The sequence below is a fragment of the Haemophilus parainfluenzae genome (assembly GCF_014931395.1).
Classification (GTDB): Bacteria; Pseudomonadota; Gammaproteobacteria; order Enterobacterales; family Pasteurellaceae; genus Haemophilus_D.
On record NZ_CP063120.1, the window covers coordinates 1399972 to 1426254 of the forward strand.

General features: G+C 41.3%; 40 protein-coding genes and 1 pseudogene. 9 read left to right on the plus strand and 32 right to left on the minus strand.

The annotated features are described in order from the left end of the window. The first annotated feature begins 2 nt into the window (after nucleotides 1–2). Both INP94_RS06950 and INP94_RS06955 read left to right on the plus strand, forming a co-directional pair. Nucleotides 3–659: a hypothetical protein gene (locus INP94_RS06950; protein WP_197543115.1), complete on the plus strand. Its 657-nt coding sequence runs from the start codon at nucleotides 3–5 to the stop codon at nucleotides 657–659. 33 nt (nucleotides 660–692) lie between these two features. Beyond that, nucleotides 693–965 carry a hypothetical protein gene (locus INP94_RS06955; protein WP_197543116.1) on the plus strand — a complete coding sequence of 91 codons (273 nt, stop codon included), beginning with the start codon at nucleotides 693–695 and terminating at the stop codon, nucleotides 963–965. Nucleotides 966–987: 22 nt separating this feature from the next. Here the strand turns inward: INP94_RS06955 and INP94_RS06960 are convergent, their stop codons facing one another. The 19 genes from INP94_RS06960 to INP94_RS07045 form a co-directional block, all read right to left on the minus strand. Then, nucleotides 988–2181: a phage late control D family tail protein gene (locus tag INP94_RS06960; protein WP_197543117.1), complete on the minus strand. Its 1194-nt coding sequence runs from the start codon at nucleotides 2179–2181 to the stop codon at nucleotides 988–990. Beyond that, on the minus strand, nucleotides 2181–2618 hold the full coding sequence (locus INP94_RS06965; protein ID WP_005700061.1) for a phage tail protein: 438 nt from the start codon (nucleotides 2616–2618) through the stop codon (nucleotides 2181–2183). Before INP94_RS06965 ends, INP94_RS06960 begins: the two co-directional genes overlap by 1 nt. A gap of 1 nt (nucleotide 2619) precedes the next feature. Further along, nucleotides 2620–2778: a hypothetical protein gene (locus INP94_RS06970; RefSeq protein ID WP_197543118.1), complete on the minus strand. Its 159-nt coding sequence runs from the start codon at nucleotides 2776–2778 to the stop codon at nucleotides 2620–2622. A gap of 8 nt (nucleotides 2779–2786) precedes the next feature. Beyond that, on the minus strand, nucleotides 2787–2915 hold the full coding sequence (locus tag INP94_RS10875; protein WP_269475096.1) for a hypothetical protein: 129 nt from the start codon (nucleotides 2913–2915) through the stop codon (nucleotides 2787–2789). Between the two features lie 30 nt (nucleotides 2916–2945). Further along, the gene (locus INP94_RS06975) at nucleotides 2946–3092 is read right to left on the minus strand and encodes a GpE family phage tail protein (RefSeq protein ID WP_111406503.1); all 147 of its coding nucleotides are present in this window, start codon (nucleotides 3090–3092) and stop codon (nucleotides 2946–2948) included. After that, on the minus strand, nucleotides 3092–3385 hold the full coding sequence (locus tag INP94_RS06980; protein WP_005700107.1) for a phage tail assembly protein: 294 nt from the start codon (nucleotides 3383–3385) through the stop codon (nucleotides 3092–3094). The genes INP94_RS06975 and INP94_RS06980 overlap by 1 nt, the downstream gene beginning before the upstream one ends. A gap of 78 nt (nucleotides 3386–3463) precedes the next feature. Continuing rightward, nucleotides 3464–3970 (minus strand): phage major tail tube protein, encoded by a 507-nt coding sequence (locus INP94_RS06985; protein WP_005700105.1) that lies wholly within the window; start codon nucleotides 3968–3970, stop codon nucleotides 3464–3466. A gap of 3 nt (nucleotides 3971–3973) precedes the next feature. After that, nucleotides 3974–5158: a phage tail sheath subtilisin-like domain-containing protein gene (locus INP94_RS06990; RefSeq protein WP_197543119.1), complete on the minus strand. Its 1185-nt coding sequence runs from the start codon at nucleotides 5156–5158 to the stop codon at nucleotides 3974–3976. A gap of 130 nt (nucleotides 5159–5288) precedes the next feature. Beyond that, nucleotides 5289–5996: a hypothetical protein gene (locus tag INP94_RS06995; RefSeq protein ID WP_197543120.1), complete on the minus strand. Its 708-nt coding sequence runs from the start codon at nucleotides 5994–5996 to the stop codon at nucleotides 5289–5291. Beyond that, entirely contained in the window at nucleotides 5974–6189 is a 216-nt protein-coding gene (locus INP94_RS07000; protein WP_197543121.1) for a hypothetical protein, read from the minus strand. Before INP94_RS07000 ends, INP94_RS06995 begins: the two co-directional genes overlap by 23 nt. Then, nucleotides 6179–6517: a hypothetical protein gene (locus INP94_RS07005; RefSeq protein ID WP_197543122.1), complete on the minus strand. Its 339-nt coding sequence runs from the start codon at nucleotides 6515–6517 to the stop codon at nucleotides 6179–6181. Before INP94_RS07005 ends, INP94_RS07000 begins: the two co-directional genes overlap by 11 nt. Continuing rightward, on the minus strand, nucleotides 6510–6782 hold the full coding sequence (locus tag INP94_RS07010) for a DNA helicase UvrD (RefSeq protein ID WP_197543123.1): 273 nt from the start codon (nucleotides 6780–6782) through the stop codon (nucleotides 6510–6512). The genes INP94_RS07005 and INP94_RS07010 overlap by 8 nt, the downstream gene beginning before the upstream one ends. Beyond that, on the minus strand, nucleotides 6766–7398 hold the full coding sequence (locus INP94_RS07015; protein WP_197543124.1) for a DUF4376 domain-containing protein: 633 nt from the start codon (nucleotides 7396–7398) through the stop codon (nucleotides 6766–6768). Before INP94_RS07015 ends, INP94_RS07010 begins: the two co-directional genes overlap by 17 nt. Further along, nucleotides 7398–9110 carry a phage tail protein gene (locus INP94_RS07020; RefSeq protein WP_197543125.1) on the minus strand — a complete coding sequence of 571 codons (1713 nt, stop codon included), beginning with the start codon at nucleotides 9108–9110 and terminating at the stop codon, nucleotides 7398–7400. The genes INP94_RS07015 and INP94_RS07020 overlap by 1 nt, the downstream gene beginning before the upstream one ends. A gap of 8 nt (nucleotides 9111–9118) precedes the next feature. Further along, nucleotides 9119–9655, minus strand: coding sequence for a phage tail protein I (locus INP94_RS07025; protein ID WP_197543126.1), 537 nt, complete (start codon nucleotides 9653–9655; stop codon nucleotides 9119–9121). Further along, on the minus strand, nucleotides 9645–10559 hold the full coding sequence (locus tag INP94_RS07030) for a baseplate assembly protein (RefSeq protein ID WP_197543127.1): 915 nt from the start codon (nucleotides 10557–10559) through the stop codon (nucleotides 9645–9647). Before INP94_RS07030 ends, INP94_RS07025 begins: the two co-directional genes overlap by 11 nt. Next, a complete protein-coding gene (locus tag INP94_RS07035; protein ID WP_197543128.1) occupies nucleotides 10543–10893 on the minus strand; it encodes a GPW/gp25 family protein in 351 nt (116 codons plus the stop codon). Before INP94_RS07035 ends, INP94_RS07030 begins: the two co-directional genes overlap by 17 nt. Continuing rightward, nucleotides 10893–11486, minus strand: coding sequence for a phage baseplate assembly protein V (locus INP94_RS07040; protein WP_197543129.1), 594 nt, complete (start codon nucleotides 11484–11486; stop codon nucleotides 10893–10895). The genes INP94_RS07035 and INP94_RS07040 overlap by 1 nt, the downstream gene beginning before the upstream one ends. A 116-nt stretch (nucleotides 11487–11602) precedes the next feature. Continuing rightward, complete coding sequence (locus INP94_RS07045; RefSeq protein ID WP_197543130.1) at nucleotides 11603–14344, minus strand: phage tail tape measure protein; 2742 nt, start codon at nucleotides 14342–14344, stop codon at nucleotides 11603–11605. A gap of 36 nt (nucleotides 14345–14380) precedes the next feature. Between INP94_RS07045 and INP94_RS07050 the strand changes: the two genes are divergently transcribed. Further along, entirely contained in the window at nucleotides 14381–14593 is a 213-nt protein-coding gene (locus tag INP94_RS07050; RefSeq protein ID WP_197543131.1) for a hypothetical protein, read from the plus strand. Here the strand turns inward: INP94_RS07050 and INP94_RS07055 are convergent. The 12 genes from INP94_RS07055 to INP94_RS07110 form a co-directional block, all read right to left on the minus strand. After that, nucleotides 14590–15060 carry a phage virion morphogenesis protein gene (locus tag INP94_RS07055; protein WP_197543132.1) on the minus strand — a complete coding sequence of 157 codons (471 nt, stop codon included), beginning with the start codon at nucleotides 15058–15060 and terminating at the stop codon, nucleotides 14590–14592. The two genes, INP94_RS07050 and INP94_RS07055, sit on opposite strands and share 4 nt — an antisense overlap. 2 nt (nucleotides 15061–15062) lie before the next feature. Next, on the minus strand, nucleotides 15063–15545 hold the full coding sequence (locus INP94_RS07060; protein ID WP_197543133.1) for a phage tail protein: 483 nt from the start codon (nucleotides 15543–15545) through the stop codon (nucleotides 15063–15065). Further along, nucleotides 15542–15757 (minus strand): TraR/DksA family transcriptional regulator, encoded by a 216-nt coding sequence (locus tag INP94_RS07065; protein WP_197543134.1) that lies wholly within the window; start codon nucleotides 15755–15757, stop codon nucleotides 15542–15544. The genes INP94_RS07060 and INP94_RS07065 overlap by 4 nt, the downstream gene beginning before the upstream one ends. Further along, nucleotides 15754–15972 (minus strand): Rz1-like lysis system protein LysC, encoded by a 219-nt coding sequence (gene lysC / locus INP94_RS07070; RefSeq protein ID WP_232087388.1) that lies wholly within the window; start codon nucleotides 15970–15972, stop codon nucleotides 15754–15756. The genes INP94_RS07065 and lysC overlap by 4 nt, the downstream gene beginning before the upstream one ends. Continuing rightward, on the minus strand, nucleotides 15932–16282 hold the full coding sequence (locus INP94_RS07075) for a chemotaxis protein (RefSeq protein ID WP_049367476.1): 351 nt from the start codon (nucleotides 16280–16282) through the stop codon (nucleotides 15932–15934). The genes lysC and INP94_RS07075 overlap by 41 nt, the downstream gene beginning before the upstream one ends. Then, nucleotides 16267–16785 carry a lysozyme gene (locus INP94_RS07080; protein WP_005700153.1) on the minus strand — a complete coding sequence of 173 codons (519 nt, stop codon included), beginning with the start codon at nucleotides 16783–16785 and terminating at the stop codon, nucleotides 16267–16269. The genes INP94_RS07075 and INP94_RS07080 overlap by 16 nt, the downstream gene beginning before the upstream one ends. Beyond that, nucleotides 16778–16999 (minus strand): phage holin, encoded by a 222-nt coding sequence (locus INP94_RS07085; RefSeq protein WP_049367478.1) that lies wholly within the window; start codon nucleotides 16997–16999, stop codon nucleotides 16778–16780. Before INP94_RS07085 ends, INP94_RS07080 begins: the two co-directional genes overlap by 8 nt. A 1-nt stretch (nucleotide 17000) precedes the next feature. Next, nucleotides 17001–17210, minus strand: a complete 210-nt coding sequence (locus INP94_RS07090; RefSeq protein ID WP_005700063.1) for a tail protein X — start codon at nucleotides 17208–17210, stop codon at nucleotides 17001–17003. After that, nucleotides 17210–17716 (minus strand): head completion/stabilization protein, encoded by a 507-nt coding sequence (locus INP94_RS07095; RefSeq protein WP_014064321.1) that lies wholly within the window; start codon nucleotides 17714–17716, stop codon nucleotides 17210–17212. Before INP94_RS07095 ends, INP94_RS07090 begins: the two co-directional genes overlap by 1 nt. A 122-nt stretch (nucleotides 17717–17838) precedes the next feature. Further along, a complete protein-coding gene (locus INP94_RS07100; RefSeq protein ID WP_014064320.1) occupies nucleotides 17839–18489 on the minus strand; it encodes a phage terminase small subunit in 651 nt (216 codons plus the stop codon). 5 nt (nucleotides 18490–18494) lie between these two features. After that, on the minus strand, nucleotides 18495–19529 hold the full coding sequence (locus INP94_RS07105; protein WP_197543136.1) for a phage major capsid protein, P2 family: 1035 nt from the start codon (nucleotides 19527–19529) through the stop codon (nucleotides 18495–18497). A gap of 21 nt (nucleotides 19530–19550) precedes the next feature. Next, nucleotides 19551–20369 carry a GPO family capsid scaffolding protein gene (locus INP94_RS07110; RefSeq protein WP_197543137.1) on the minus strand — a complete coding sequence of 273 codons (819 nt, stop codon included), beginning with the start codon at nucleotides 20367–20369 and terminating at the stop codon, nucleotides 19551–19553. Between the two features lie 168 nt (nucleotides 20370–20537). On the opposite strand from INP94_RS07110, the gene INP94_RS07115 reads away from it, so the two are divergent. The 3 genes from INP94_RS07115 to INP94_RS07125 all read left to right on the plus strand — a co-directional run bounded on the left by INP94_RS07115 (nucleotide 20538) and on the right by INP94_RS07125 (nucleotide 24594). After that, nucleotides 20538–22313: a terminase large subunit domain-containing protein gene (locus INP94_RS07115; RefSeq protein ID WP_197543138.1), complete on the plus strand. Its 1776-nt coding sequence runs from the start codon at nucleotides 20538–20540 to the stop codon at nucleotides 22311–22313. Between the two features lie 9 nt (nucleotides 22314–22322). Next, nucleotides 22323–23333: a phage portal protein gene (locus tag INP94_RS07120; protein ID WP_197543139.1), complete on the plus strand. Its 1011-nt coding sequence runs from the start codon at nucleotides 22323–22325 to the stop codon at nucleotides 23331–23333. 682 nt (nucleotides 23334–24015) lie between these two features. After that, a complete protein-coding gene (locus tag INP94_RS07125; protein WP_188208710.1) occupies nucleotides 24016–24594 on the plus strand; it encodes an NAD(P)H-dependent oxidoreductase in 579 nt (192 codons plus the stop codon). 181 nt (nucleotides 24595–24775) lie between these two features. Here INP94_RS07125 and INP94_RS10905 read toward each other — a convergent pair. Further along, a pseudogene (locus INP94_RS10905) lies at nucleotides 24776–24922 on the minus strand (helix-turn-helix domain-containing protein); the annotation flags it as partial. 99 nt (nucleotides 24923–25021) lie between these two features. On the opposite strand from INP94_RS10905, the gene INP94_RS07130 reads away from it, so the two are divergent. The 3 genes from INP94_RS07130 to INP94_RS07135 all read left to right on the plus strand — a co-directional run bounded on the left by INP94_RS07130 (nucleotide 25022) and on the right by INP94_RS07135 (nucleotide 26255). After that, on the plus strand, nucleotides 25022–25660 hold the full coding sequence (locus tag INP94_RS07130; RefSeq protein WP_197543140.1) for a hypothetical protein: 639 nt from the start codon (nucleotides 25022–25024) through the stop codon (nucleotides 25658–25660). A gap of 239 nt (nucleotides 25661–25899) precedes the next feature. Further along, on the plus strand, nucleotides 25900–26034 hold the full coding sequence (locus tag INP94_RS10880) for a hypothetical protein (RefSeq protein WP_014065196.1): 135 nt from the start codon (nucleotides 25900–25902) through the stop codon (nucleotides 26032–26034). Between the two features lie 44 nt (nucleotides 26035–26078). Continuing rightward, nucleotides 26079–26255 (plus strand): hypothetical protein, encoded by a 177-nt coding sequence (locus tag INP94_RS07135; RefSeq protein ID WP_197541916.1) that lies wholly within the window; start codon nucleotides 26079–26081, stop codon nucleotides 26253–26255. Nucleotides 26256–26283: the final 28 nt, after the last annotated feature.

The following is a 26283-nucleotide window of genomic DNA, read 5'->3' on the forward strand; positions in this document are numbered from 1 at the left end:
ATATGGATTCAATTGAAACGCTAAATGGCAATATTATTGGGTATAGTTTGCCGAGTAATATTGCCGCTTTACTAAAAAATATCGTTAGGGTGCAAAATTTTTCAGGCACCGTGACTTTAAATCTACTCCCACCAATCCCAGAATTGCTTAACATAAAAGAATTGATTGAGATCCGTAATTTTGGCAATAAATTAATCGGCTTTTCTTTACCGCCTGAAATAAAGCAGATTCAAGACGTGCTTGTTCAACTTAAGACAGTATTAAACATTGATGATGCAGCATCAGAAGAAGCCTTCAATTCTTTGCTTATTAATATAAAACATCTTGAGCAAATCGAAGATGGTCAAACTCATTCTTTTGAAGATGCTATTGAGTCAATCGACCAAATATCTCAAAATAATCATAAAGTCATTTCTGTTTTGATTCCGGTATTGCTTTTTCTCTTTCAATATGCCGCAGAAAAGGGGCTTGATTATATATTTAATGATCACCAACAAGAACAAATGATAGAGATGATTGAGCAACAACAAGAAGAATTAAAAGAACTCAAAGAGCAGAATAATATTATCTTAGATGAAATTAAGTCTTTAAAGTCTCAAGCCAGTGAAGAAAAAGACAACAAGCAATCGCCAAAAGTTACCCCTATGGATGTTATATAATACCCCCACATTTTATTTATGTGCGGGGTTCTTATGACAAACAATGACTTACTTAATCTTTATAATTTAGAAAAGAGCAGTTATGATTCTTATGGAACTTGGCGAACTTCATTATTGTTAGGTTGGGTGTTCAATCTTATTATTAATATAAGCTCTAATTTCTACGATTCAAAACATGGCATGGTAATATTTGTGATTTCAAATTTTGTGCTATTTGTTGTCTTTGTAATTCTTACCGTTCAAAGAGAACAGGCAAACAAGCGAGTGTCGCAAATTATGAAAATGCTATTAAATAAAAATCCATAATATAAGCCCTCATTTGAGGGCTTTATTTTTTCACCTTCTTCACGTCCACTTCTTCATCTTCTACTTTCAATTCGCATTCAATTTGACTGGTAAAGCCGCCATCTGAAAGATTGTGCGTCACTCTTGTGATCAGCCAATTTGTTGCATCAATTTCGGCTTTAAAGCCTGAAAGTTCAATCGGCGTTTCTGGCATTAAATCAGGTTCACCAAAGGCGAGATTAAGGCTAAATGTTGCCACGCCGCGCTTAAGCTTATCAAAGGCTGATTTGGCGGCAGTAATGGCTGTTTTTTCGCTTGCGTAGGTGTGTCGCAGTGATTTTATTTGAGAACTGTCACTTGTAATGGGTTCTTGTTGCTCAATTTCGTTGTATTTGCGTTTGCTTAATCGTCTGCCTTTCACGGTGCCGTTTTTCAGCGTTCTGCCTTTCGTCATTCGCTGTTTTTTCACAATCTTGGTGTTTTCATCCACCGTGATTTCGCCCCGCTTGCCGCTGTCCGTATCGTGCCAATATGCGCGCACGGCTTTGTAGTTTTCACTTTCAGCGATGGAAAAATTGTAGTTGTCGCCATTCTTGCGGGTGATTTTACGCAGTGGAATATCTTTTCCTGTGGCGGTTTTTGCTTTGCCTAATGGCATAAAGAGCAACGTGCCATTTTTAACCGTGCACATTGCCCCGTGTTCTTCTGCAAGGCGTGTCAGCAAATTAATATCGCTTTCGTTGGTTTGGTCGATGTGGTCGATTAAGCGGCTTGCAAGCTCTTTCGCCACTTGGCTTTTGAGTTTGTTCCCTTGTGCAATTTCGTTGACGATTTCGCCCAATTTCTTCTTATGAAATGACCGCTCTTTTTGTTCGGTGAACGAGCCTTTTAAATCTGCCGCTCTTGCCCGAATGGTGAGCTTGTCAGCAGATGATGCACCGCCTGAAAACTGCACTTCATCGACAGAATATTTCCCCTTGTCAATCAGCGGTGCGCCTTTCCAACCCAGTGCAAGGCTGATTGTGGCATTGCGTGGCGGCAAAGCCAGTTTGCCGTCATGGTCGGATAATTCTAAGTCGAGTGTATCCGCTTCTAAGCCGCGATTGTCGGTTAAAGACAAATTGATCAGACGGCTTGATATCACTTGCGTGATGTCTTGCTGTTTGTTGTCTTTTGTGGTGATCACCACTTTAAAAGCGGGTGTGCGGTGATTGTCGTTAAAGTCTAAGCCTAACATTACAGATTACTCATTAAACTGTCGGCAATGGCAATCAACATCGGATCGTCAGTGCGTTTAAGGTTCATCGTGAAGTCAATGGCACGGGGTGCGCCATCGCCAAAGAATTCGGTGCGGGTTTCTTGGATATTTTCAATCACAAAGAAACCGATAATTTCAAAGGTTGCTCCGTCGATCAGTGGAAAGGCACCGCCACTGTCTGCCATTAATTCCAACGCTTTAATGGAAAATCTGCCACCCGTGATTTCGGGGATAAGTCGCCCGCCGATTGTCACGGTTTCGCTTTCCTTGCCGGTGAATTGTGATTTCGGCATCGCACCCACAATCGCATTGGTTGGATGTCGCCATGTTGATGTGCGGTCAAGGCTTTGAAAAGGCACGGTTTGCCGTGTAAAAACAAACATTCCAAGTGCGGCTAAAGCAAAGTTTTGAAACATGCTAGCTTTCCTTTACGTGTAGTTTGATGAATGTCAATAAAATGGCGATGGCGATAATCCAACCCCAACCATTAATGTTGTGATACATCAAAAACGTGGCGCAAACTGTTGCGGTGATAATTGACAAGAAATAGAAAAAGAAGATTAAAATCGTGGCCATAATTATTCCTAAAGAAAAGTGCGGTCAAAAAATCCCGTGATTTCTGACCGCACTTGGTGAGTTAGCGAAAGAGAAAGGCAATGCCGAAAATCACAAGCAACCAAAATGAGATGGAAAGAATAAAGATTCCACGCCATACAATATGCCGTGGCATATTTAATACATAATCAATCAGTTTCTGTTTCATTTCGTTCCCTTGCTTTTTCTCGCCATGTCATCAATTCGGCAAATGTCATTTGCTCAAAGGCTTGTGGTTGCCAATGGAAAATTAATGCAATGTCCGCCATGGCATCTTCGACCGTGGCGGCTATCATTATTCGGTCGCTTCCGCTTCCGAATTCTTCCCTAAAAAACCGACAGCCACCGCCGCAAGCTCGGTGAAGTCTGCCACTTCCATTGTAGAAAAGTCGGATTTGTGCAACACAGGATTTGTCACGCGAGTGAGCAACACTTGCAATGCGTCCACGTCCATTTGCAACACGTCAAACATTTTCAAGCCTTTTAATGCCGGCACGGTAGGTTTGTTGACGGTGATTTCGGTGATTTTAGTTTCGCCACGCACAAGCGGATTCGTTAATGTGATCACTTTGCTGTTTTCGTTTTTCATTTTTTATACCTTTAAAAATGCCACGCTTAAGCGTGGGGGAGTGATTTAATAAAAGCCCCTTGCGGGGCTAGGTGGTGATTAGATGCCAATCGCTGAACGGTGTTCTGCCAAGCGGTCAGTGCCGCCGACAATAAAGATTGAGTTGAGTAAATCAATTTCGACCAAATCTTTGCCGTTTTCGATGATTTTGTAATAGGTTAATGGCACGGTGTAGCTTTGTTCGGTGTCATCGCCTGATTTGCTTGTGCCGTTGTCAATTTCGCTGAAACGACCACGCATAATCAATTCAATGGCGGTGACTTCTTCGGTGTCGTCTTGTTGGTATGCACCCGCAAAACGTAATGCAGAACCGTCAATTTTGCCGCCAAATTCTTTAATGAGTTCGGTCATGTAACCGCCCATTTTGAATTGCGCTTCCAAGCCTTCCACGCCTAAATTCACTTTCACTGGACCAATCATGCCGCCTGCGCGGTATTCTTCCAGTTTCATTGCCAATTTAGGTTGGGTGATTTCGGTAACTTGGCCACGGTAAGAATTACCGTCTGCCAAGAAGTTCATGAGTTTTAGTTTACGTGGTAAAGCCATTTGTTATGCTCCTACTTTGGCAATCTCTGCGGCGAATTCCACAAGGTATTCATCGCTGATGTATTGGTTAAAGCCTAATTGTTCTAATGGCGGAACAGGGCAGTAATCATAAGACACAAGCAATTTTGCATCTTTTAATGTGGCGGCAGTGTTCAGTGATGAATTGATAAATGCTTTACCACCGACTAAGTAACCTTTCGCCACATATTCACGCCATTTTGCATTGATCGCTTCCACGATTTCTTTCACCAACATCACACTGATGTTTTTATCCACTGCCCAATCAAATGATTGTGCGATAGTGTCTTTCAACACTTGTGCGGTGCGGGTGTAGTTTTCGTAGATGAATAACTTGTCGGCTGAACAGGTGCGCAAGCCCCATAATTTGAAGCCATTGTGATTGACGCAACAAGTGATGCCTTGTTCGTTCAGATAGTTGACATCGGTCGCACTGTCGTTAATGTCAAATGAAAGTGGTTTAGTCACGCCAGTGACGCCAGTTAAACCTTTGTTAGAAATGCAAGTGTGCCAGCCGTATTCTTTATCTTGATACGCACGCATTGCTGCTGCACGGACGACTGCATAATCCACTTCGGTTTCTTTGGTGTTCGGGTTGAACGATAAGAAGTCACCGAAAATCAGCATTAATTCACGCTGTGAGAAATTACGGCGATAAGTGACCGCTTCTTCTTTGGTTTTTGCTGTTGCGCACGATGCATACACAAATCCATTCAGTTTTTTCGCCACGCTTAAAAGCTCGGTGGTGACATCTTGGCTGTCATACTTCGGCACGCAGAAAATACGCGGTTTCACGCCACAAACGGCAGCAGATACCAAGAACGCTTTTAAGCCAGTGTAATTGCCGTCGCTGTCCACTGTGCCGATGACGTTTGCTTTCATGGTGCTTTCATCGTCGCTTTCTTCCACTCGAATGACGACCACTTTACAATTCACGATGTCCGCAATGCCATCTAACGCACGGGATAATGTGCCTTGTTTACCCGCTTTCGCTTGAACTTCGGCGGTAATACCTGTTAAAAGAGTGGGTTTATTGAGTGGGAAAACAGTTGCATCTGCATCTGCTGCCGTTGCCACTAAACCGATCACGGCAGTGGATGATGTGGTGAGTGTTCGCAAGGCTTCGGCAATTTCCGTTACCTTGACCCCATGGAGATATTCATCAGACATATTTTAGCCCTATGGTTTCTATTGGTTAAATAATGTCTTTATTGTGATCGAGAGAATGGAGCAGTGCGAGCAGTTGGAAGTGTGAAAAACGGGGTGACAAAATGCGGCCAAAATTGACCGCACTTTAAAATTAAACACCAGAATCAATAAAGTAGTTTTCAATTTCGAAATTTGATGCACTGCTTAAATCGACACGTCCAGCGTTAATATTATCTAGCTCTATTTTAATAGCAGATTTAGCCTCTTCATTATATTTTGGCGGTAATTCTGCGCCTTGTACATTTATCACAAAAGGCTTAGCCAATAAAGCATCTAATCCATTCTTATTGACATACACATTAGCATTGTAAACGCTTAGTGTTCCTATATACCCTTGAACTTGAGGGTCATTTCGCACTTGTGTTAAATAGTTATCTGTTAAATACTTAGCAAGGTATTTATAGATTAATGCATCGCGTTTTGTTTTTTCAATTTCTGCGATTATTTCTGGGTCGAATGTTGCATTAACCGCATCATTATTAAACTTATAAACAGGTGCGAGATAAAATTCATACTCTCTATATTCTGCGGTAATCTCTAATGTCTCTCCCGTTTGGATAAGCTCAATTTCGTTATTTCTGGACTTAATACAAATCATGTGCTGATACTCGTCCGGTAACGATACCTTGGCGATTAAATCGCCACCGTCGTAATTTTCTGGTCTGGCTGGCACAGTTACTCGCATCGCCTTAACAGACTTACTTTTAAGCTTTTCAATTTCAAAGCCTAGCTTAGCCACATCTTGGCCGAGTTGATAAACAAAGCCTTGTTCTTCTTTAGTTGGTGTTGGTTTTGCCATGTTGGTAGTCCTTTTTACCTAGTTCATAGTATTTCAAAAGTTCGTTGTTATAGCTTTCAAGCGATAGGTTTTCACCGCCACTTTCCACTTTCACGCCGATGCTTTCTTTTTGCTTTACTGCCACAGTAAGACTAGGCTTAATGCCTGTTTTTACTTGTACGGTAATGGGTGTTTTCTTCAAATTAATCTGCACGGGTAACATCCTTTTTCAGGATCACTTTACCGCCACATAATGTTTTGACTAATCCCTGCGCATTAGTGCGTTGCAAATCCCATGTTGCGGCATCCCAATTCACGCCTTCTGTTTTATCGTGTGAGATGGTCAACGTGACTTCGTTTTGATTAACCGTAATTTCGCCTGTTGTCGTGGATAAGCGGATGCGTTCGCCTCGTCCATTTGGCACAATGTCGCAATCAAAGCGGCAATCAGTAAAATCCATGGGTTCGCCTTGTTCGGTTGTAAATACAAGGGTTTCCATTTCATCATCGCCGCGAATCCAATTAAAAATGATGTCAGCCACGTTGCACCGCCTTAAATCGCTCATCGTGCTGTTTGCCGTTTATTTCGCTTTCGTATGCAGTTTTGCAATGGTTTTTATCTCGAAATAATCCATTGATGAATCGATAGAGTACACGCCATCGTTTTTTCGGTTGTTCGGCTAATATCGCCCCACGATAGGTGCGACTTGATAATGTTTCGTCTGCCGCACCACCTGTCAAGGCATTGAATAGCTGATCGATAGCAATGATGTTGTGATATAGGTATTGTTTAAGCTTGCTGTTCATTCAAATGCTCCTGATAGGTTTTACTCCACCCCGTTGACCAGTTGTAATTCGTCGGATTTTCTGATTGTTCAAGCAATACTTTATGCATGTATGCGTTTTCATACATTTTTTCTTTAAGTGTTTTCACCGCGTTCCATGCTGCTTTGAATTCTTCAAAATGGATAACTTGTGCGGTGTTGTCTGCGCAAATCAAGGTATAAGTATTGTTTTTGCCGTTTAAGTCAAAGTCAGCCTTAATCTCAACTAACGTGCTTCGCCCTTTGTCATCAGTATCAACCCATTTATTGATTTCAGGCACAAACACGCCGCCATTTACGCACTCATCGCGTTTAGCGTTGATTTGTGCGCGAATTTCTGCACGTTGTTTGATTAAGAGTTCGGCTTGTTTTTCTTTTGAAATGACAAACTGTTTTTTCTCTTTGTCAAAAATGTGAAATTCACTTGGGGCTTTGCCTGAACAGTGTATTTTCCCATTTTCCACCCATATATCACCGCCATTGGTGATACTTGCTGAAATCTCGTCAATCTGTGCTTGTGTCGCTATATTAATCCATCCGTCCTCATTACCTACGGGGTCTCGAAATGATAATGTCGCTATATTGAATTGTTTTAACATTAACTTTTAACTCCTATTGCAATAACGGTCACATTTGTTGGTTGGGTTACTGATATATAAACAGAATTCCCGCCTTTGAAGAACGCCCCGACTGGATTAACCGCGCCCCCAGAATCAATGGCTATCGCACTGGCCGAACCATCAAAAGATTCTGGTAAGTAGTAGTCCCCTGATGCGTTCACAAGTCCAATCTGCATTCTGATTATCATTAGTCTATTTTGCTTAATTTTAAAGACATCGGCACCTTGGTAATGTGAACCGTATGAAGAAGATGTTATACCGCCTATCAAGCTATTTAATACGTGCGTGTACCAATTTAATGAATTTCCATTCCCTGTAATTACATCACCTGCTGAACGAAAAACTCCTGTGTGTTCAAATTCCCAATTTTTGAAACTTCCGTTATCCTCTACTAGATTAATCACGCCTCTTCCGAAATTACCGTACTCGTTGTAGCCAGTTTGTTTTGTCGTGTAACCAAGCGAAAAAGCCGCACCGCTATTACCTCTACTCATCACTTTCCCTTTAACAAAAGGGTAAAATGTGCCAATGCTATTGGCGGCTGCCTCAATAACTTCAAATGGCGCTGAGTAATCATATTGCGAGCCATACCCACCGTACCCAATATGATCAGACTTCAATCCGTCATGTGACATTACCGCTTTTTTTATGTCTAACCCGTTTTCTGACAAGATGGCTGTATATTCTGGATTCCCTTTATTATAAAAAACAACCCCATTATTTGAGCTAATATTTACATACCCTGATGATTCTACGCTTCCTGTATAAACTCTAGGCACAGTCAGCGGACCGCTCATTGTGTCGCCATTTTTAGACACTCTACCGTTTGCATTTGTGTTGGCATTATCAGCAGAACGCTGTGCGTTATTCGCCTTTAATACGCCGTCATTTGCTGTTAGTTGTGCATTGTCCGCTGCCGTTTTTGCTTCCACGCCTTTATCGTACGCTGTTTTGACGGCTGACGATGTAGCCACATTGTCATTGCTGTTGCTAGTAACTGAATTTGATTTTTTGTTGTTTTGAATGTAATTACCAAGGGCGAGTTGAACCGTGCTGATGAGCTGTGCAAGTTTTTTACCGGCTCTTGCAGACAATCCCAATTTGTCACTATCAAGCTCCGTGTCATCAGTGAGTTGCACAATACCTGCTTTTGTTGTATCGGCTTTTTCGATTTCGTGTGTATGCCCGCTTTCATCAAAGCCATTTGTTGTTGATGATGTGATTTTTTGTGGGGTGAACTGCTGACGTGTAACAAAAATCACCGAATTATCTATACTCAATGTGACAGCTTGGGAATTGCTGACTTTTAAAATCATCCGCAACACTTGCACTTTGCCGCTTCCGCTTTCGAGTGTTGGTTTAAAGCTTTCAGGCGCATTGGCATAAGCCACTAATTTGTTTGTGCTATCGAAAACGCCCATTTCTCGGATATAAAACCCGCCAACATCTTCCGGTATTGTTAATTCAATGATTATTTGCTTGTTGTTGCGTGGATCGAGTGATACGGCACTGACATTTCCACGGTGTGTCTCTTTCACCAATGCTGTGCGGTCTGCCGTTGGGGTAACGGCTTGTCCGTTACCGTCACCCACTGCAAAGCTTGAAAATTGAATTGGTTGATTGGTTGCGATGGCTTTGGCAAAAGCTTGTGTGCCGTAGTCTGTTAATACTGTGAAATATTGTGCTGTCATATAAATCCTTAAATAGGGTAAACGCTGATGATTTCGCCTGTTTGTTGCCCAAAGAATGTATTCATTGTGCCAGTTGGTGAAATGGCGATGGCGAGCTGTGATAAGTGGCGTGAAACAGGTTTTACATCATTAATTAATCGCACTAATTCGTTGTAAGTTTGCTCATTCAATCCTGTTTCCGGCACTTCTACGGTAATACTAAATGTGCCGGCTTTGCCTTGCGGTTTTTGATTGAACCATTCTTTTAATTCAACAAGATAGCCTATTGGTTCGATCACTCGTTTCACGGCGGCAATCGTGCCTTTGTGCTTATGCACAAAAAAAGATTGTTTAATGGCAATGCGTTTAACTTCTTCGCTCCAATCTTCATCCCACTTATCCACCGACAATGCCCAAGCTAAATAAGGGAGTAATTCAGCGGGGCAACGTTCAGGGTTGATTAAATCTGCAATAACAATGGGATTTTCAACCGCACTTTTCAGAATTTCTGCCGCACGTTTTTCTAATGGGGTTGAACCTATCGGCAGTAAATGATTAGTAATCATCACTTGTCACGATCTCCAAATTAATTGCCGTGCAGTAGGCTGATTTTGAGCTAGGTAACACAATATCGGTAGTGGGGGCGAGTAATTCCACTCGCTGAACGCCTTCAAGGTGCAGTGCGGCATAAATTCCCGATAAGCTAATGTCGCGCCCTAGTCTGCGTTTTTCTGCGGCGTATGCGGTGAGTTTTTTCATTGCTTCTGCTTTTATCGCCTCATATTCGGGACCGCGATATAAATGCAATTTTGCTCGGATTTCGTATGTTTGGATCACTGCACTTTGCACTGTTACACGATCCCCGATTGGTCTGATATTTTCATCGTTCAATCTTTCGCTGACGGCTTTTAATACGGTTTCACTTGCGACGCCTTGTCCTGTTCGGCTTAAAATCGTGACGGTAACATGGGCGGGTTCAGGTGAGACGACGGACACGTCCGCTACATCGGCGTGAGCGGATAAGGCGTGGAACACATAAGCGCTTCTTGGTCCTGCCACTGACATTCCTTCAAAGGCAAGCTGTGTTCTTAATCGTAACTCCGCATCATCTTCATAGATTGCGGGTTTCGGTGGGGTTGTCGTATTATCTTCTGCTTGGATAAGTAGGCGTTTCACGTTGTAGTTTGCGGCGATCACATCTAAATCGCTTCCTGTTGCATAAGCAAGCATTGTTGCTTGTGCGGCTTGATTAATGCGTGTGCGTTCAAGCAGTTGCAAATAAACGACTTCTTGCAAGAGTTTGGTAATTGGTTCGCTTTCTAGGCTCAATCTAGACTGCCAAAATGGACGTTCTGATTCGTCAAAAAGATTGATAAATTCTTGCTTTCTTTCCACAAGCAATGTTTCAAAATCAAGATCTTCTAAAACTTTCGGTGCGTCCAGTTTTGATAAATCAACTAATTCGCTCATTCTTACCGCCTAGCCATACATCATCATAATTGATGACATTGTTTTGATTTTTTGTTCTGCCCACAATGGAGCAAGTGATACCGTTTTCTGTAAGTTGTGGTTTGAATTGGCTAATCATCACACGTGGTTCCCATTTGTGTAATGCCATCACCGCACTTGCGGCAAGTTGGAGCAACAAAGCGTGGTTCATTGGTCTGTCAATGAGTTCTGGAATACGACTGCCATAATCTCGGCGTTGTAAACGTGAGCCGATTGGTGTCAATAAAATGTCTGCGATTGACTGTTTGATGTGTTCCGTTTCGCTTGTGATCTTCTCGCCTGTAAATCGATTCATTATGCAGTTGCCTTACTTGTTCGTGCTTTTTCACCTTGTGCAACGTGAACGTGATTTTGTAAGCTAATTCCGCCACCTTTTATGTCGCCGCTTGCTGAAACGTTGCTTTGTGTGCTAATTGCGCCTTTGCTCGTTGTTGTGCCGGTTGTAGATAAATTCCCGTCAATATTCACATTGCCTTTAATGTTGACAGTGTGGCAGTCAATATTGATTTGATTAGCGGCTTTGATATTGGCTGTTTTTATTCCTGTTACAACCAAATCGCCATTTGCTTGGTTGTAGGTGATTTTTGCGCCATCGGCAAATTCGATCACGTGTTCATCGGCTGAATGACTTGGGCTGTTTTGAGTGTAAAGCCCTGTGATGATGCACGCTGTTGTCAGTTCACCACTTGCCGCCAAGATGACGCATTGTTCACCTTGTGTTGGCGGCGACCATGTTTTTGTTGTGCCTGATCGCAAAGTGATAAACGGTAAAAAATCCGTCAAAATTTCACCGCACTTGACCCGTGCTTTTGCTTGTGCATGATCGACTTCGGCAATTAAGCCAAAGCGGATGATGCTTTCAATTCTGCGGTTGTTATCAGCTGACATGGGCGGATTTCTACTTGTAATAATTGCCCCTATTTTTGGTGAGTTTGTTTAATTTTGCGAGTGTGGGGGAGTGTGAAAAAGGCGGTAACAAAAAAGGGCTTTCGCCCTTTTATTTTTTATGCCCGATCTGTCATTCGACTTCTTGCCCTTGCTTGTTGTTGTCGGTTGATTCGTTCAAGCTCGGCGGCAACAAGTTGGGCGATTTGTCGTTCATTTTGCCCTGCTTGTGCATTAATGGTGATATTGACCGCCATTGGTTGCATGGTTTGGCTGATGCTTGGACGTGCGGAAATTGGCGGTCTGCTATCAACCTGAATTGGTGCGGCAGTGGCAAGTCCGATACCTAAACCGCCCGCAATTAAAGCTTGCTTGCCGTAATTTAAGGCGTTCAGCGTGGCGATGCCTAGACGGTTTGTGGCTTCTTTGGTCATGACATATTCGCCACCGTGAACAATGCCCATCGGTTGATATTTGCCGCCATTCCCGGTGTAACCGCCTGAAGAGAATTTTCCCATTGTTCCAATTGCAGTATAGGCGACATTGTCTGCCACGCCGTTGATATTGCCTCGTCCTGCATTTGTTTTAATTTGGTTTATGGTGCTTTCTGCTTCGGTGGAAAAGCCTAGTTTTTCTTTTATCCAATTTACGGTATTCATTATGCCTGTTTTGATTGTGTCAAACGTATTAAAAATACCATCGCCAAGGGCTGACATGATTTTAGAACCGAACGCAGAAAAACTATTTGGCAAATCTACGCCGAACCAACCCAACACTTGTGCAAATACTTTATAAAACAACCCAAGCGGATCCCAACTTGAAATCGTGGCGGAAATTTTATCAATCCCTGATGCAAAAAATCCTTTAATGTTTTCCCACCCAGTGTTGAATAATTCGCACAACCAATTCCAACCTGTGGCAAATGCTTCTTTTACAACATCCCAGTTTTTAACAAGTAATACGATTGCAGCAATGACGGCGGCGATGCCCGCAACAATCCATGTGAGCGGATTTGTCAATAATGCGGCACTGAAAGCGAGTATGTTTGGAATAATACCGATAATCGTCTTACCCAGTGATCCTAAAAATAAAGCGGTTCTACCAATAGGGAAGAGTAGGAAGCTAAATGCAGAAGCAAGCGCACCCGTTATACCCACAACGGCAGTTAAAAACACGGCGATTTTCATTAATGTTCCTGTTAGCTCTGGATTGGCTTTAACCCAGTTCTTCACTTTTTCTGTAATTTCCCCTAACTCTGCGGATAATTGTTTTAATTGTGGGGCAATGGTTGCGCCTATTTCTGCGAGTAAGTTTGTGAAAGTCCCTGTTGTGGCTTCCCAAATATTGGTTAGCGTGCCTAATTGTTCATCTACTCGCTTACGTAAATCGGCTTGTTTTTCCATTTTGGCGGCAAATTCTTCATACCCCGCTTTGCCTTTTTCAATAAGCGTAGATACCACCTGATTGACTTCTGCATCATTACCAAATACGCCTTCAATCACTTTTATGCGTTCTGCAGTATCTAATTTTTTAAGCTTAGTTAATTCACTAAATAACTTATCAAAGCCACCGAATTCACCTTTGCCATTGGTAAAATCAAGATTGATATTTGATCGTAGAAGTCCTTTTTTTCTAAGCTTATTTAATGTGGCCTGAATGTCGCCATATTTCATCCCTTTTTGTAACACTTTACGCATGGCGTTACCTGATGCAGAACCGTCCATTCCTGCTTGGTCGAACATTGCAACAAATGGTGCGAGTGCTTTTGCCCCGTCCAAGCCTTTCATTTTAATGGTATCCATGGCTGAACCAAGATTTTTAAAAGCGCCTAGCATATTGGTTGGGTCAACGCCCGCATAAAATCCCTTTTGGATAACATCCATTAATCCCATCATGTCTTTTTCAGTGGTGCGGGTGGCGTCTTGCATCTTGGCGGCAAATTCTGCGGCTTGTTTTGGTTGCATTTCAAGCTGTACCGATAGATACGCTGCCGCTTCACCTGTACCGCCTAAAATCGTTTCAGCACTCATGCCTTGTCTAACGAGCATTGTCATTAAATCTTGGAAATCGGCTGTTGTACCCGGCAATTTATCCCCAAGATTTGTGGCAAGTTTGTTGATTTTTTCAAAATTAGACGAGACTTTCCCATCTTTATCCATCATTGCCACTCTGAGATTGGTTGCGGCAACTTCGGCTTGTGCAAATGCGGTCACAGGTTTGATGACCTGTTCTTTCATCATGGCGTGTGTTGCCAATGCTCTTCCGCCGATGTTGGCATATTGTTCTGCTTTGGTGCGCAATCCATCTACACGCTGTGCATAGCTATTTTTCTGCCGTGCTTTCTCATTCAGTCTTGATAGTTTGTTTCTTTGTTGGTCGATCTCTTTATTTGCGCCTTTTATTTGATTTTGCAAATCTCTTTGGCGTTGCCCTAGATTGGCGGCACTTATCCCATTGCGACTAAATTCTGCACGAGTGTTTTTTAATTTTGAGATCATTTTTGCCTGTTCAGTTTGTAACTTAGTGACATTCTTTTTGGCTTCATTAAGTTTGTTACTAAATCCCGCTGTTGGTTTAGGCATCGTTTTTAAAGCAGATTCCATTCTGCGCACTTCGGCATAAGCTTTAGATAAAGCTTGCGTGTTTTCGTTAAGCTTTGCTTTTAATGGATTTAATGTCTCTCTATATTTTTTTATTTGAAGTTCATTTTGATTATATTCTTTAGATAGAGATCTTAATTTTGTTTTATTTTCATTTAGAACGTTTGAAAGTTGTTTCGTTGCTTTTTGTGCAGATTTGAATGGCCCAGTTAATTTATCCATTGCGGATAATAACACTTGAATTTTTAAATCTTTGCTCATATTATTTACCTATAAAGTAATACAAATAAGGGGTGAATGATGGAACGTGCAATAGATTGGGTTTTATTCATTGGTATTTTTATTGTTTTCCCAACGTTGGCTTATCAAATTCATGCGGAATTGCCTGATATTAGTTTGTATACTATTGCTTTATTCTCGTTTATTGGGTCAGGATTGATTTGTGCAATTTTCGTCACTCCGCTTGTCGCGATTATTGGCGGCATCGTTGGGATGTTTACCCGCCATTAGAGACTACCTTCTGCAATCGCTTTAATCACAAATCTTTCAATCATTTCAATATCTTCTTCGCTAAAGCCCAGTAATTCCCGCTGGGCATATTTCACTTTGAAATCCTTATATTTAGATGGACTGCTATATAATCCATATTGGTGAACATTTGCAATTGCTGCATCCCCGCCATAAAAACCAAGTGAAATACCTTCTTGTTCATATCTAAGTTTTAAATGGGATGGTGAGACTATTTTGTTGAACATCAGCTGATTTTTTATTCTGCCTTTCTTTCTGCTGAATTGTTTTCTTTTTTTGCGTGGTTCAAATGGTGAGCCATCTGGGTTTTGTTGTGCTTTAATTCTTCTACGCTGATTTCTCGCTAATTCCCGCCCGATTTGTTGATAGAGTAAACGTCGCCGTGGTTTACTGATATTTTTTAATAAATCGGTAAATGCGAGTTTTACTTGCTCAATCCCATCACTCATTTTTATTTTTCTCTTTTAAAAATTAAATTTTCATCCGTAATTTCGCCTAGATACACTTTCACTTTTCCTAACTGTTCCCATTCCGGTGCGGTTGGTTCGGTGGCATAAGTCATCTGCACGTTTTCGCCCACTTGTTTTGCCACAACTCGTTCGGTAAGTTGGATTTCAAACGACACGTCCGCCGTGTTGTTATTGTTGTAATCCATTTGGAATTTAAAGGCATTTTCACGGCGTTGCGGATTTTCGAATAGTTCGGGTTGGTTTTTCCGTAAGTACGCATTAATCGGCACGATTAGGCTTGCAATATCAAAGGCAAAATCAGTGATGATGATGTTGAGCGTGTAACGATACTCAAAGCTCAGTGATGTGCTGCCTGTTGCAACAACTTGACCGCCGTCAACATAAAGCTGTAAGCGGTCAGGGTTTTTCACAAAGTCTTGGTGACTTTGCTCAAGGATTTTGCGCAGTTGGTTTGGTTTTTTCATTTTCTGAAATTCCGTTGTTGCATTTCATATTTTTGCTGACAATCCACGCAACGCGTTACGCCTTGGATTAATTGGCGGCGCTTTTCTGGGATGGGCGCATCGCAATCTTCACAATAAAGGCGACTTACTGCTTTAAAAGTGCGGTGTTTTTTAAGGGCGATTTCACGTTGCATTTCTTCGAGCTGTTGCGCACGGTCAAATTGATCTGTCATTGTTTTTCCTGTTTATTAAATTCATCAATGCATTTCTTTAATGCTTGATTTTCAACAATGCATACACTTAGCTTTTGTTGGCTTTGTAGATAGGCGTTAGCCAAATCGCCGTTTGTTTTAATTGTGGCGGCAAATGGCGTGCATTCTGCAACTTGCGGGCATAGAATTGGCTGTTTAATGATTTTCGGTGTTGTTGAACACGCCGCTAACGTCATCAGGGATAAAAGTGTCAGCCCAATCTTGGTGTTTTTTAAGTGCATTTTTTAAATCCTGTGTTTGCTTGGTTTGAGAGATTTTTAATTGATTAACGGCTTCCGTGAGTGCTTTTTGTTGCTCATTGAATTTATCCACGCTTTCATTTAAGGCAACGTAAGACGCTTCCCATTGTTGTTTTAATTGTTCCTCTTTGGCGGCTTCGGCTCGCCAGTGGTTGGCTTGCCACCCTTGAAATAGGATAATTGCCACAAGCATGAGCGGGCCAACCAATAAAATGTATTTTTCTTTTTTTGTTAAGAACCCAAACATAATGCTTTCTCCTTTTGTCGTCTTTCAATTAAGCCTTTCAGTGGAACGCCGTTTGCATAAATCCATCGTTCAAATTGACCGCACATGGCTTTGCTATATCCTTTCCGTGCCATTTTAAAAAGCGTGCTGTTTTTTAAGTTCCCGCATCCTGCATTAAAGGTAATTGACACTAAGGCATCAAATGCACCTTGCGGCATTGCTTGACCGTTTGCATACGTATTCACACATTTTTCGGCTTGTTTAATTCCCTTTGTAAAGGCATTTGCAATTTCTTCATCTGTATAGACTTTATGTGGAATGACTTTTTCGACTGCATCAGTGGTTCCTAGCCCGAATGTTAATACATCTGCAGGGCAGTTATATGGCACTCTTTGACATCCTTCTGCATTGCCAGTCAATAGCAAGCCTTTTTCTGATGTTCTAATTTCATGCCCGTGTAAAGATAGTGCCAATCCTACAATCGCCACAACACTGCATGCATATTTCGCTGTTCGTTTAATCATGGTGATGGCTCCGTTGGTTTAATTCTTTTTCTTTTAATTCAAAATCTTTTTTCTTGTAATACCAATTTACAAGAAATGTTGCGACGCCGATCACAATACCTGTTACAGATGCAACGTCTGCCCAATTTACATTTGAAAACATATCCGCAATGCGTCCTATGAAGAAGGCAAATAATCCTGATGTGTAAGACGCTTTTGATGGTGTGTCGTGCATATCAGCTCCAAAGTTGTATAGTGTCACTTGCCACGCTGATCTTTTCTGTGTCAGTTTCTGGCAATATTACTGGTGTCCCGATTGGAATGACTGGTTTATCCATTAAATGTGGATTTAATTCACACGCAATTTCTAAAAGTCCTTCACTGCGGCCAAAATAGCGATAAAGAATGGCGTCCAAGTTGTCATTTTGTTGTGCGTAAACTTCCATCAAATTAACTCCGCATCGACCCGTCTTTTGCCGATAATGTCGCTAATGGCAAAGCGTGCATCTCGTCTTAATTCGTTGATGCTGTCTTTGAGTAAATCCATTTTCTTTTCGCCATCATTGGTGCTGTCATAGCTTGCGTAACGCTCGTAAAGGTTAGCCAGTGCCAAACAGTTCACCGCGCGTTTATAGCGATAAATCAACACGCTTTCGCCGTTGACTGATGGTGCGGGAATTTGTTCAAGGAAGTGATGTTCGCTTTGTGCTTTGAATGTAGATAATTCATCATTTACACTGGCGATGGCTTCAATCAATGCATCTTGCAAGCGTTGTTCGGTGACTGTGCCGTCTGCACGATATTGATTGCGAAAATCAGAAAGAGAAATATCAGGAAAAAAATCATCGTTTCGAATAATATCTTCGCCTGTTCCGTAATCTTCCAGTTGTTTTTGCACTGCGCCCATTTCATAATCGGGGGCGAGTTTGATTGAGATTGCACCGTCTGACATAAAATCTACCTATAAAAAAGCGGGGTGAGGATAAAGAGCAACAATCAGGAAAAGAGGTAAAGAAACCTGACCGCGCTTTTATCCGCCCCGCGGGTGCGTGGTTTGCTCGTTATCAAATCCGATTATTCATCGGCTTTGCTTAATTTTTTGCGTAATTTTTTAATGTCGCCTTTCACGCCAACTTTCTGATCTAACCCTAAAGCACGTTCGAGATATTGCAAGGCTTGTTCAGGGTTCTTTTCAACCAATAACAAGCCTAATTCACGCAACAATCGCGCACGGCTTTCATCTGGCATGTCACATTCAGCGGTGATACGTTGTACTTGCTCTAAGTACGACACTTCGAATGGCTGATTGGCGGCTTGTGCGGTTTTTGCTTGGTCGGCAAATTCTTCCGCCAATAATGTGCCAAGTGTTCTGGTGAACGGTTCAGGTAAACGCAAATCATGGAATACGGCATAATCAGCAATCTGCAAGGCAAGGTGATATTCCCCACAGTCAATCGCCCACACGCACCATGTCATCAAGACATTATCTTGTTTGCCTGTTCCGGCAGATAACGCTCCTGTAATCCATGGCAGATAGTCAGGCAAAATTTGCTTTTTAAATGCGGCTTTGCGTTCTGTCGATTGGATGTTTTTCAAATCCTTTCGATGTCTCGCAAGAATACGGCACATTTTTTCGTATTCCGTGAAGTCGCTTAGATCTTCGGTTTCTGCCGCATTAGCGATAGCGGCAGAAACTTCGAGAAAGTGACGTTTAGTTGGTCGCATTATGATTACGCGTGAGTTGGTGCATCAAGAACGGTGATGTTTTTCGCCATCGCCACTGCTTCGTAGTTTTCAACCACATAAGCTTCATTGGATGACAAGTAATCTTCCACACGGTTGCGTTCCGGCGCGTCTTTTAAGTGACGGCGCATACGTTCGTCTTGCACATAGATTGACAAGTTGTCAAGTGATGTCACTAACACAGTGCCTTTAGGGAAGAATGGCACGCTTACGGCTTGTAAGCCGCCAACTCGTTTTTGGCTGATTACAATGTTGCCCGCTGCTTGTTCACTTGGTTTTGATTGGTTGATAAGCGGGAAGTATTTGTCCGCTAATAAATCGCTACCCATAATCGCTACAAGTTTTGTGTCGTCACGGTATTGGTCAGGAATGAAATCTTCTTTTAATGCAAAGACTAATGCATCAAGATTTTTATATTCTTTACCTTCACCGATTTCGATTTTGCCTGTGCCGCTTTTCGCTTCTTTCATCACACGTGCAGTGGCTTTTTCTTCGATTTGAACTAACCAACCTTTGTTCACGTCTTGCAATAATGGATTTGATGTGCGGTCGGTTGTTGCCGCCACGCTTGTACCGTTCCAACCGATCATGATACGGTCTAATGCAATTCGCTGTGCTTTTAAGTTACCGATTCGCGCCGCAAAGTCAGGGAATTTCGCCCAACTGTCTAACGTTGCATAGTTTAAATGCGTGTCAAAGTTGGTTTGTTCGCACGAATATAAGTTTTCTTGCAAATTGTGAATGTCCGTGGTTTCACGTGCTTTGGTGTTGGTATCTGTGCGGCTTGCAACAGGGGAAAGTACGCCTAAACGCAATGCGGCACCTTTCATTTCAGTAACAGGCACAACATTGATGCGCTTTAAGAAATCGGAACTTTCAAGCACTGCATTTTCAAGCTTTTGCTGCATTGTTGGTGTGACGGTGAATTGCCCGCCATTTGCAACAAATACCACATCTTCGCCGTTATCTTGTGCGACACCTTCAATGTAAGCTTGGAATTTTTGTTGGGTAAATTTATTCATTTGGTTTTTTCCTAAGATAAATTAAAAGAAGCGGCCGTCAGTTTCAGGTTGTTCACCATAAACTAATGGGCGGGAGTTTTCGGCTTGTGCCGGCTTTTGTTTGAGTTCTTCAAACGTTGCATGAATTTCTTCATTGCCCGCTTTCATTTCTTCAATGTCGGCTTGTTGATTTGCAAAATCGCCTTGAAGTGCGGTCAATTTTTCCAAGATGTCTTTTTGTTGCTCGGCTAAAAGCTCAATGGCACTTGATTGGTCTGCAAAGCGTTCATCATCCGATTTTTCTTTTTTCGCAAATAACGCTTTGATTTTTTCCAACACAGATGGGCTTTTTTCTACTTCTTCAACAAATTCCAATTCTGTTTCAACTGCAGCGGTGAAGATGTTTTCCGCTTTTAATTTGCGGGCATTTAAGCCATTGTGCGAGAAACTTAACATTTCTGTGCCTAAGCTTGCCGGATTATCCGTTACAGCTAAACCGACTAAGTATGCCTTGCCTGTGTCTGCAAAATTGGTGTCAATTTCAACTGATGTGTAAACTTTTTGACCTTCTTTATTTAAGGCAATGAGTGCATCAGTTGGTTGCAGTTCGGCTAAAAGCTGTAACTTGCCATCTTCACGTTCTTCTGCTTTCACGGCTAAGACGTCACCAAAGCAATGAGCATTGGCAAGTTCAGGGAGATAGACAGAAAATTTGATGTGGTCAAGATTGATGCGAGCGCCGTAGGTGTTTTTTGGATCATAACTTTCAGCCATTTCTTCAATCCAGTTGCGCTGAATTGTGCGGCCGTCAGTTGTTGCCCCTTCTGTTGCGACAACTACCCATTTAGATTTTTTTGCCATTGGTTGTCCTTTCTGTGGTTGATTTGGCTCAAAGATTGCCATTATTCTGAAAGGTTTAATTTTTGCGGTCTATGGGTTGTTTTTGTTGCTTTTCTGTTCACAGGTGCGCTGTAAAGACTAACGCCAGCCCCCTTTCTATTATGCGGTTGTAAATTGAAAGGATTATGAATGGACGAACAAGTTATCAATCAAGCTTCGCCCGATGTGACGGCGGAAATAAAACGAAAAGCACAACAGATGTATTTTAGCGGTTATAAAATCGCTGAAATTGCTCGTCAGCTTGATATTGCCGCGTCCACGATTTCCAGTTGGAAAGATCGCGAAAAATGGGATGATGTCGCCCCTGTTGGGCGGGTGGAATTAGCCCTAGAAACAAGATTGAATTTACTGATTGCGAAAGAAGAAAAAAGCGGATCAGACTATAAAGAAATTGATTTGCTCGGTCGCCAAATGGAACGCATGGCGAGAGTGAAAAAATATTCTTTCGGTGATGGCAATGAAGTGGATTTAAACCCAAAACTTGCCAATCGAAACAAAGGCGAACGGAAGAAAGCAGAACAAAATGCCATTGATCAGGAACAAGAAGAATTGTTGATCAATGGCTTTCTTGATGGGATGTTTAATTATCAGCGAGTTTGGCATAAAGCGAAAGAAAACCGCATCAGAAATATTTTAAAAAGCCGACAAATCGGGGCAACTTACTATTTCGCCCATGAAGCCTTTATTGATGCATTGACGACTGGACACAATCAAATCTTTTTGTCTGCCAGTAAAAAACAGGCGTTGCAGTTCCGCTCTTACATTGTGAACTATGCCAAGCAAACGGCTGATGTAGATTTAAAAGGCGAAACCATCAAACTGCCAAATGGGGCAGAATTGATTTTTCTTGGCACGAACTCCGCCACGGCTCAATCGTATCACGGCAATTTATATTTTGATGAAGTGTTTTGGGTGCCTAAATTTGATGTGATGCGTAAAGTGGCATCAGGTATGGCGGCGCAAAAGATGTATCGCCAAACGTATTTTTCAACGCCGACCACGATTGCCCATCCTGCTTATGCGTTTTTCTCTGGAAAAGCATTTAATAAAAATCGGGCCAAGGCTGACAAAGTTGAAATTGACATTTCGCACGAGAATTTAAAAAGCGGGAAACTTTGTGCTGACCGCCAATGGAAGCAGATTGTTACCATTAATGATGCGATGGAAGGTGGGTGCAACCTATTCAATATTGATGACCTGATCGCAGAAAACAGCAAAGAAGAATTTGAACAGTTGTTTTTATGCCAGTTCGCGGATGATAACACGTCGGCGTTTAAATTTGCCGACTTGCAACTTTGCCAAGTGGATAGTTTAGAAGAATGGCATGATTACAAGCCATTCTATCAACGCCCATTCGGTAATCGTGAAGTGTGGTTAGGTTATGACCCCGCCTTTACTGGCGACCGTGCAGCGTTGGCGATTATTGCCCCGCCTAAAGTGGAAGGCGGTGATTATCGTGTTTTGCATTGGCAAACATTTCACGGCATGGATTATGAAGCACAAGCGAGCAGAATTAAAAGTTTCTGTGATGATTACAATGTCGCCCGCATTGTGATTGATAAAACTGGGATGGGTTCAGGCGTATTCCAAGAAGTTAAAAAATTCTATCCAATGGCAATCGGTCTTGATTACAACGCCGATCTAAAAAATGAGATGGTATTAAAAACGCAAAACTTAATTCAGAAACGCCGCCTTAAATTTGATGGAAACGAAATCATCACCAGTTTTATGACAGTCAAAAAACGGATTACCGGAACAGGGAAGATTACTTATGTATCTGACCGTTCAGAAGATGCAAGCCATGGCGACTTATCATGGGCAATTATGAACTGCATTTTAAATGTGCCTTATGGTTTAAACGGCGATGTGTCAAGTAACCAATCAACCATTTTCACTTTTGAATAGGATTACCAAATGAGCAAAAAAACAAAAAAATCAACCGCACTTTCAACGGGAAATCAAGCACAGGCGTTCAGCTTTGGTGAACCTATTCCCGTGCTTGACCGTGCAGAAGTATTGAATTATTTCGAAAGCGTGTTGATGTATGAGAAATATTACAACCCGCCAATTAATTTAAGTTATCTTGCCAAAGCCTTAAATGCATCTGCACATCATAACAGTGCGATCACGGTGAAGAAAAACATTTTGCTTTCTACCTGTAAAACGACTGCACTTTTACCACGCACGCAGTTAGAAAAACTGGTGCAAGATTACTTAGTATTCGGTAATGCTTACCTTGAAAAAGTTGAAAACACATTCGGGAAAGTGATTGCGTTAAAATCGCCCCTTGCAAAATATATGCGCGTTGGCGTGAAGAAAGGCATTTTTTATCAGATAGTTAATGGCTTTGATGAATATGAATTCCCGAAAGATGCAGTGTTTAATCTGATCAACCCTGATGTGAACCAAGAGATTTACGGCGTGCCGGAATATTTAGCGGCATTACAATCGGCTTTCTTAAATGAAAGTGCGACATTGTTCCGTCGCAAATATTATTTGAACGGTGCGCATGCGGGGTCGATTATTTACATGACTGACCCAACACAAAACAAAGACGATATTGAAGCAATCAAAACACAAATCCGTCAAACAAAAGGCACTGGCAACTTTAAGAATTTGTTTGTGTATATTCCAAATGGCAAAAAAGACGGGATGCAAGTCATTCCATTGTCTGATGCAGTGGCGAAAGATGACTTTTTGAATATCAAAAATGCAAGCCGTGATGATGTATTGGCGGCCCATCGTGTGCCACCGCAATTAATGGGGATTGTGCCTAATAACACAGGCGGCTTTGGTGACGTAGAGAAAGCAACGCGAGTATTTTTTATCAATGAGATTATCCCACTGCAAGAACGCTTGAAAGAGATTAACAGTTGGGTAGGGGAAGAAGTGATCACGTTTACAGAATACAAATTACTACAATAGATCCTTTCAAAATAAACAACCCGCAGAAATGCGGGTTTTTTATTGTGCAGATAACTGTTTTTGTCTTGTATAGTATTAATATCTCCCAAGTTTATTATATCAAATCAATCAATAAAACAAACTTTAAAGCCCTGTTTTAACCCGATTTTTCGCCCAAATGCACGCACAAAAAATCGCAGACAAAACCTCGCCACGCCCGCACAGTAAATGTGTGTGTTTCAACGCAAATTTAGATCCTTCACAAAGCCTTTTCAGATCTACTGCCTTTTAGATCCTTTTAATCAAATCCTTTAACGCAAAATAACGCAGGAAAATGCAAATTTTGGTGATATAATCTTGGCAATTTTAGGCTAAATAACGTCTGAATTGGCGTCCTGTTTTTTTATTGTAGTAAGCGTGGTAGTAAGCTGATTTTATCTTTGAAATATATCTTTTAAAAACAAAGTGATATTTATCTAGATCAGTTTCCGCCAGCTCCACCACAAAATAAACCTATCAAGTCCTATGAAAGACTTTAAAGCCTTGAAAATAATGACTTCAAGGCTTTTTTATTGCACTTTTAACTTCTATCAAACTCTCGAATTTGAGTAGTATGTTTAATAGTTGGCGCTTATTGATTGGTTAAATTGTTGTATTAGTAAAGTGCTTAGTAATCGGTAAATTATCAGCTAAAGGAGAAAAAATGAATATTTTATTATTAGACGGTGGTAAAGATTTCGGACATTCACATGGCGAGTTGAACCACACACTTCACAAAAAAGCGAAAGAAGTTTTGACCGCACTTGGACACAATGTACAAGAAACCGTGATTGATGCCGGCTATGATGTTGAAGCAGAAATCGAAAAATTCTTGTGGATGGATGCCGTGATTTGGCAGATGCCAGGTTGGTGGATGCACGAACCTTGGACAGTGAAAAAATACATAGACGAAGTATTAACCGCTGGACACGGTAAGCTTTACCACAGTGATGGCCGCCATCGTGTCAATCCGACTGAAGGCTACGGCACAGGTGGCTTATTACAAGGCAAAAAACACATGCTCTCACTTACCTGGAATGCGCCGATTGAAGCCTTTACCCGCGAAGGTGACTTCTTTGAAGGCAAAGGCGTGGATGCGTTATACATGCACTTCCACAAACTCAACGAATTCATCGGTTTGACTCGTCTGCCAACATTCTTATGTAACGATGTGATTAAAAATCCACAAGTAGAACAATACTTAGCAGACTACCAAGCACATTTGGAAAAAGTATTCGGTTAATTGTAAAATATTAGTTTAAAAGGTGAGCATTTGAACTCACCTTTTTTATTTTTCTCTAATCAAATTTCCTAACGGGGAAGGGAAGAGGAATAGACTGACTTTAGATCAAACAAGCGGTCAAATTTTGATGGAGATTTACAAAAACACCTAAAAATTTGACCGCACTTTAAAATAAAAAGATCTAAACATCCTCAATTTGAAACTGCTTACGCCAGCGATTAGGTGAAATCTTATGTTTTTTCAAGAAGTGCTGACGCAAGGCGGTATCGCTATGAAATCCACTTTGTTCTGCAATGTCAGTGATAGATAAATCTGTGCTATCAGATAGTCACGTCGCTGTTGTTACTGATAGCAATAGTGAGTATAGTTATCCATATGTAAGTACGTACGGTGGGGATTATTGGATTTTACCTAAGGGGAAATGTTCATGTTAATTAAAAAATTTCTTTTTACATGTTTTATTGCCATAGTTTTTGCCGATGCTAATGCTTGTACCCGCACTATTAACGAGGGTTGTGAGAAGACTATTCAATTTACAATGGATGATAATATTACTGTTTCCAATGTGATACATTGGGAAATCATGCCTGGAAAATATGTTCTGAATTTTAGACATTATCGAGCATCAGACTCGGAAGGAGTGGTTCATCGGTTGACTGAGAATCAGCTCATTAATGCCATTAAGTATTCCATTGCGCAAATCGATAAAAATAAATTGTATGCAATACAGTTAAACTGGAGCAGTAGCGAGACATCACGGAAGTCGGTTGAGAAAGCGCTTAAGGAAAATACTTTGTTGGGCGGCAAGTATTCGGCATTCGATAAAAAGATACAAAAGATTATAACGAAATCTTTTATTCAAAGCCCGTTCATACAGAATTTGTGCATGCAGATTGATAATCTGAAGATGAGCTGTAATTTCAAATCATATTTCTTAGAACCTCTTTTGTTTAAGACGGGGGAGTTTAGCTCCGGAAAAACTATTCGCTCAGATGGAAATGCAAATATCGATTGGATTGGTTTAGCTTCATATGAACTGTGGTTTAGTATTCCTATTAGTCAGTAAGCAAACATAGACTAAGTTGAAAATCCAACTTTCAAAAAGGTCGTCTGAAAAACTTTCAGACGGCCTAAAATACATCCTCCTCAGGCGAGAACAAAAGTTAGTCTCTACAAGACGGCTGTCCCTGTCATAAAAATACTGAGAAGAAGCCTAAGCTGCATCAGCACCGAAGATTAAAGAGGTGGCAAAATGTCCAGATTACTTTAGACCTTGCGCGCATATGTACGCGACCATTGAATGGTATGCCATTTGATTTTAGAACTTCAGGTTGGACCGGTTTAGATTTGGGCATCTTCCATGAACATATTTTCTTTGATGATGGTACAAATATTGGATTTACAACTACAGGGCCATTTTCTGAAACAGCCCTAAAATAATTGCCAAATATAAATGCTCAGGAAAACATTATGATGATTTGAAAATGAAAAAAGCAGTAAATCAAGTGGAAGAAATGAGGGTGGTTTTACCTAAGAGTTCAAATCGACATGACGGAGTAGTTATTGGAAAAAAATATGGGAATAACACATATCATGTTGTGTCCAATAATTGCCAAGATTTTACTTCTGATGCCAAAAAAGCTTACAAAAACATTAAATAATCTAGGATTGAAGAATGAATTTTTTTAT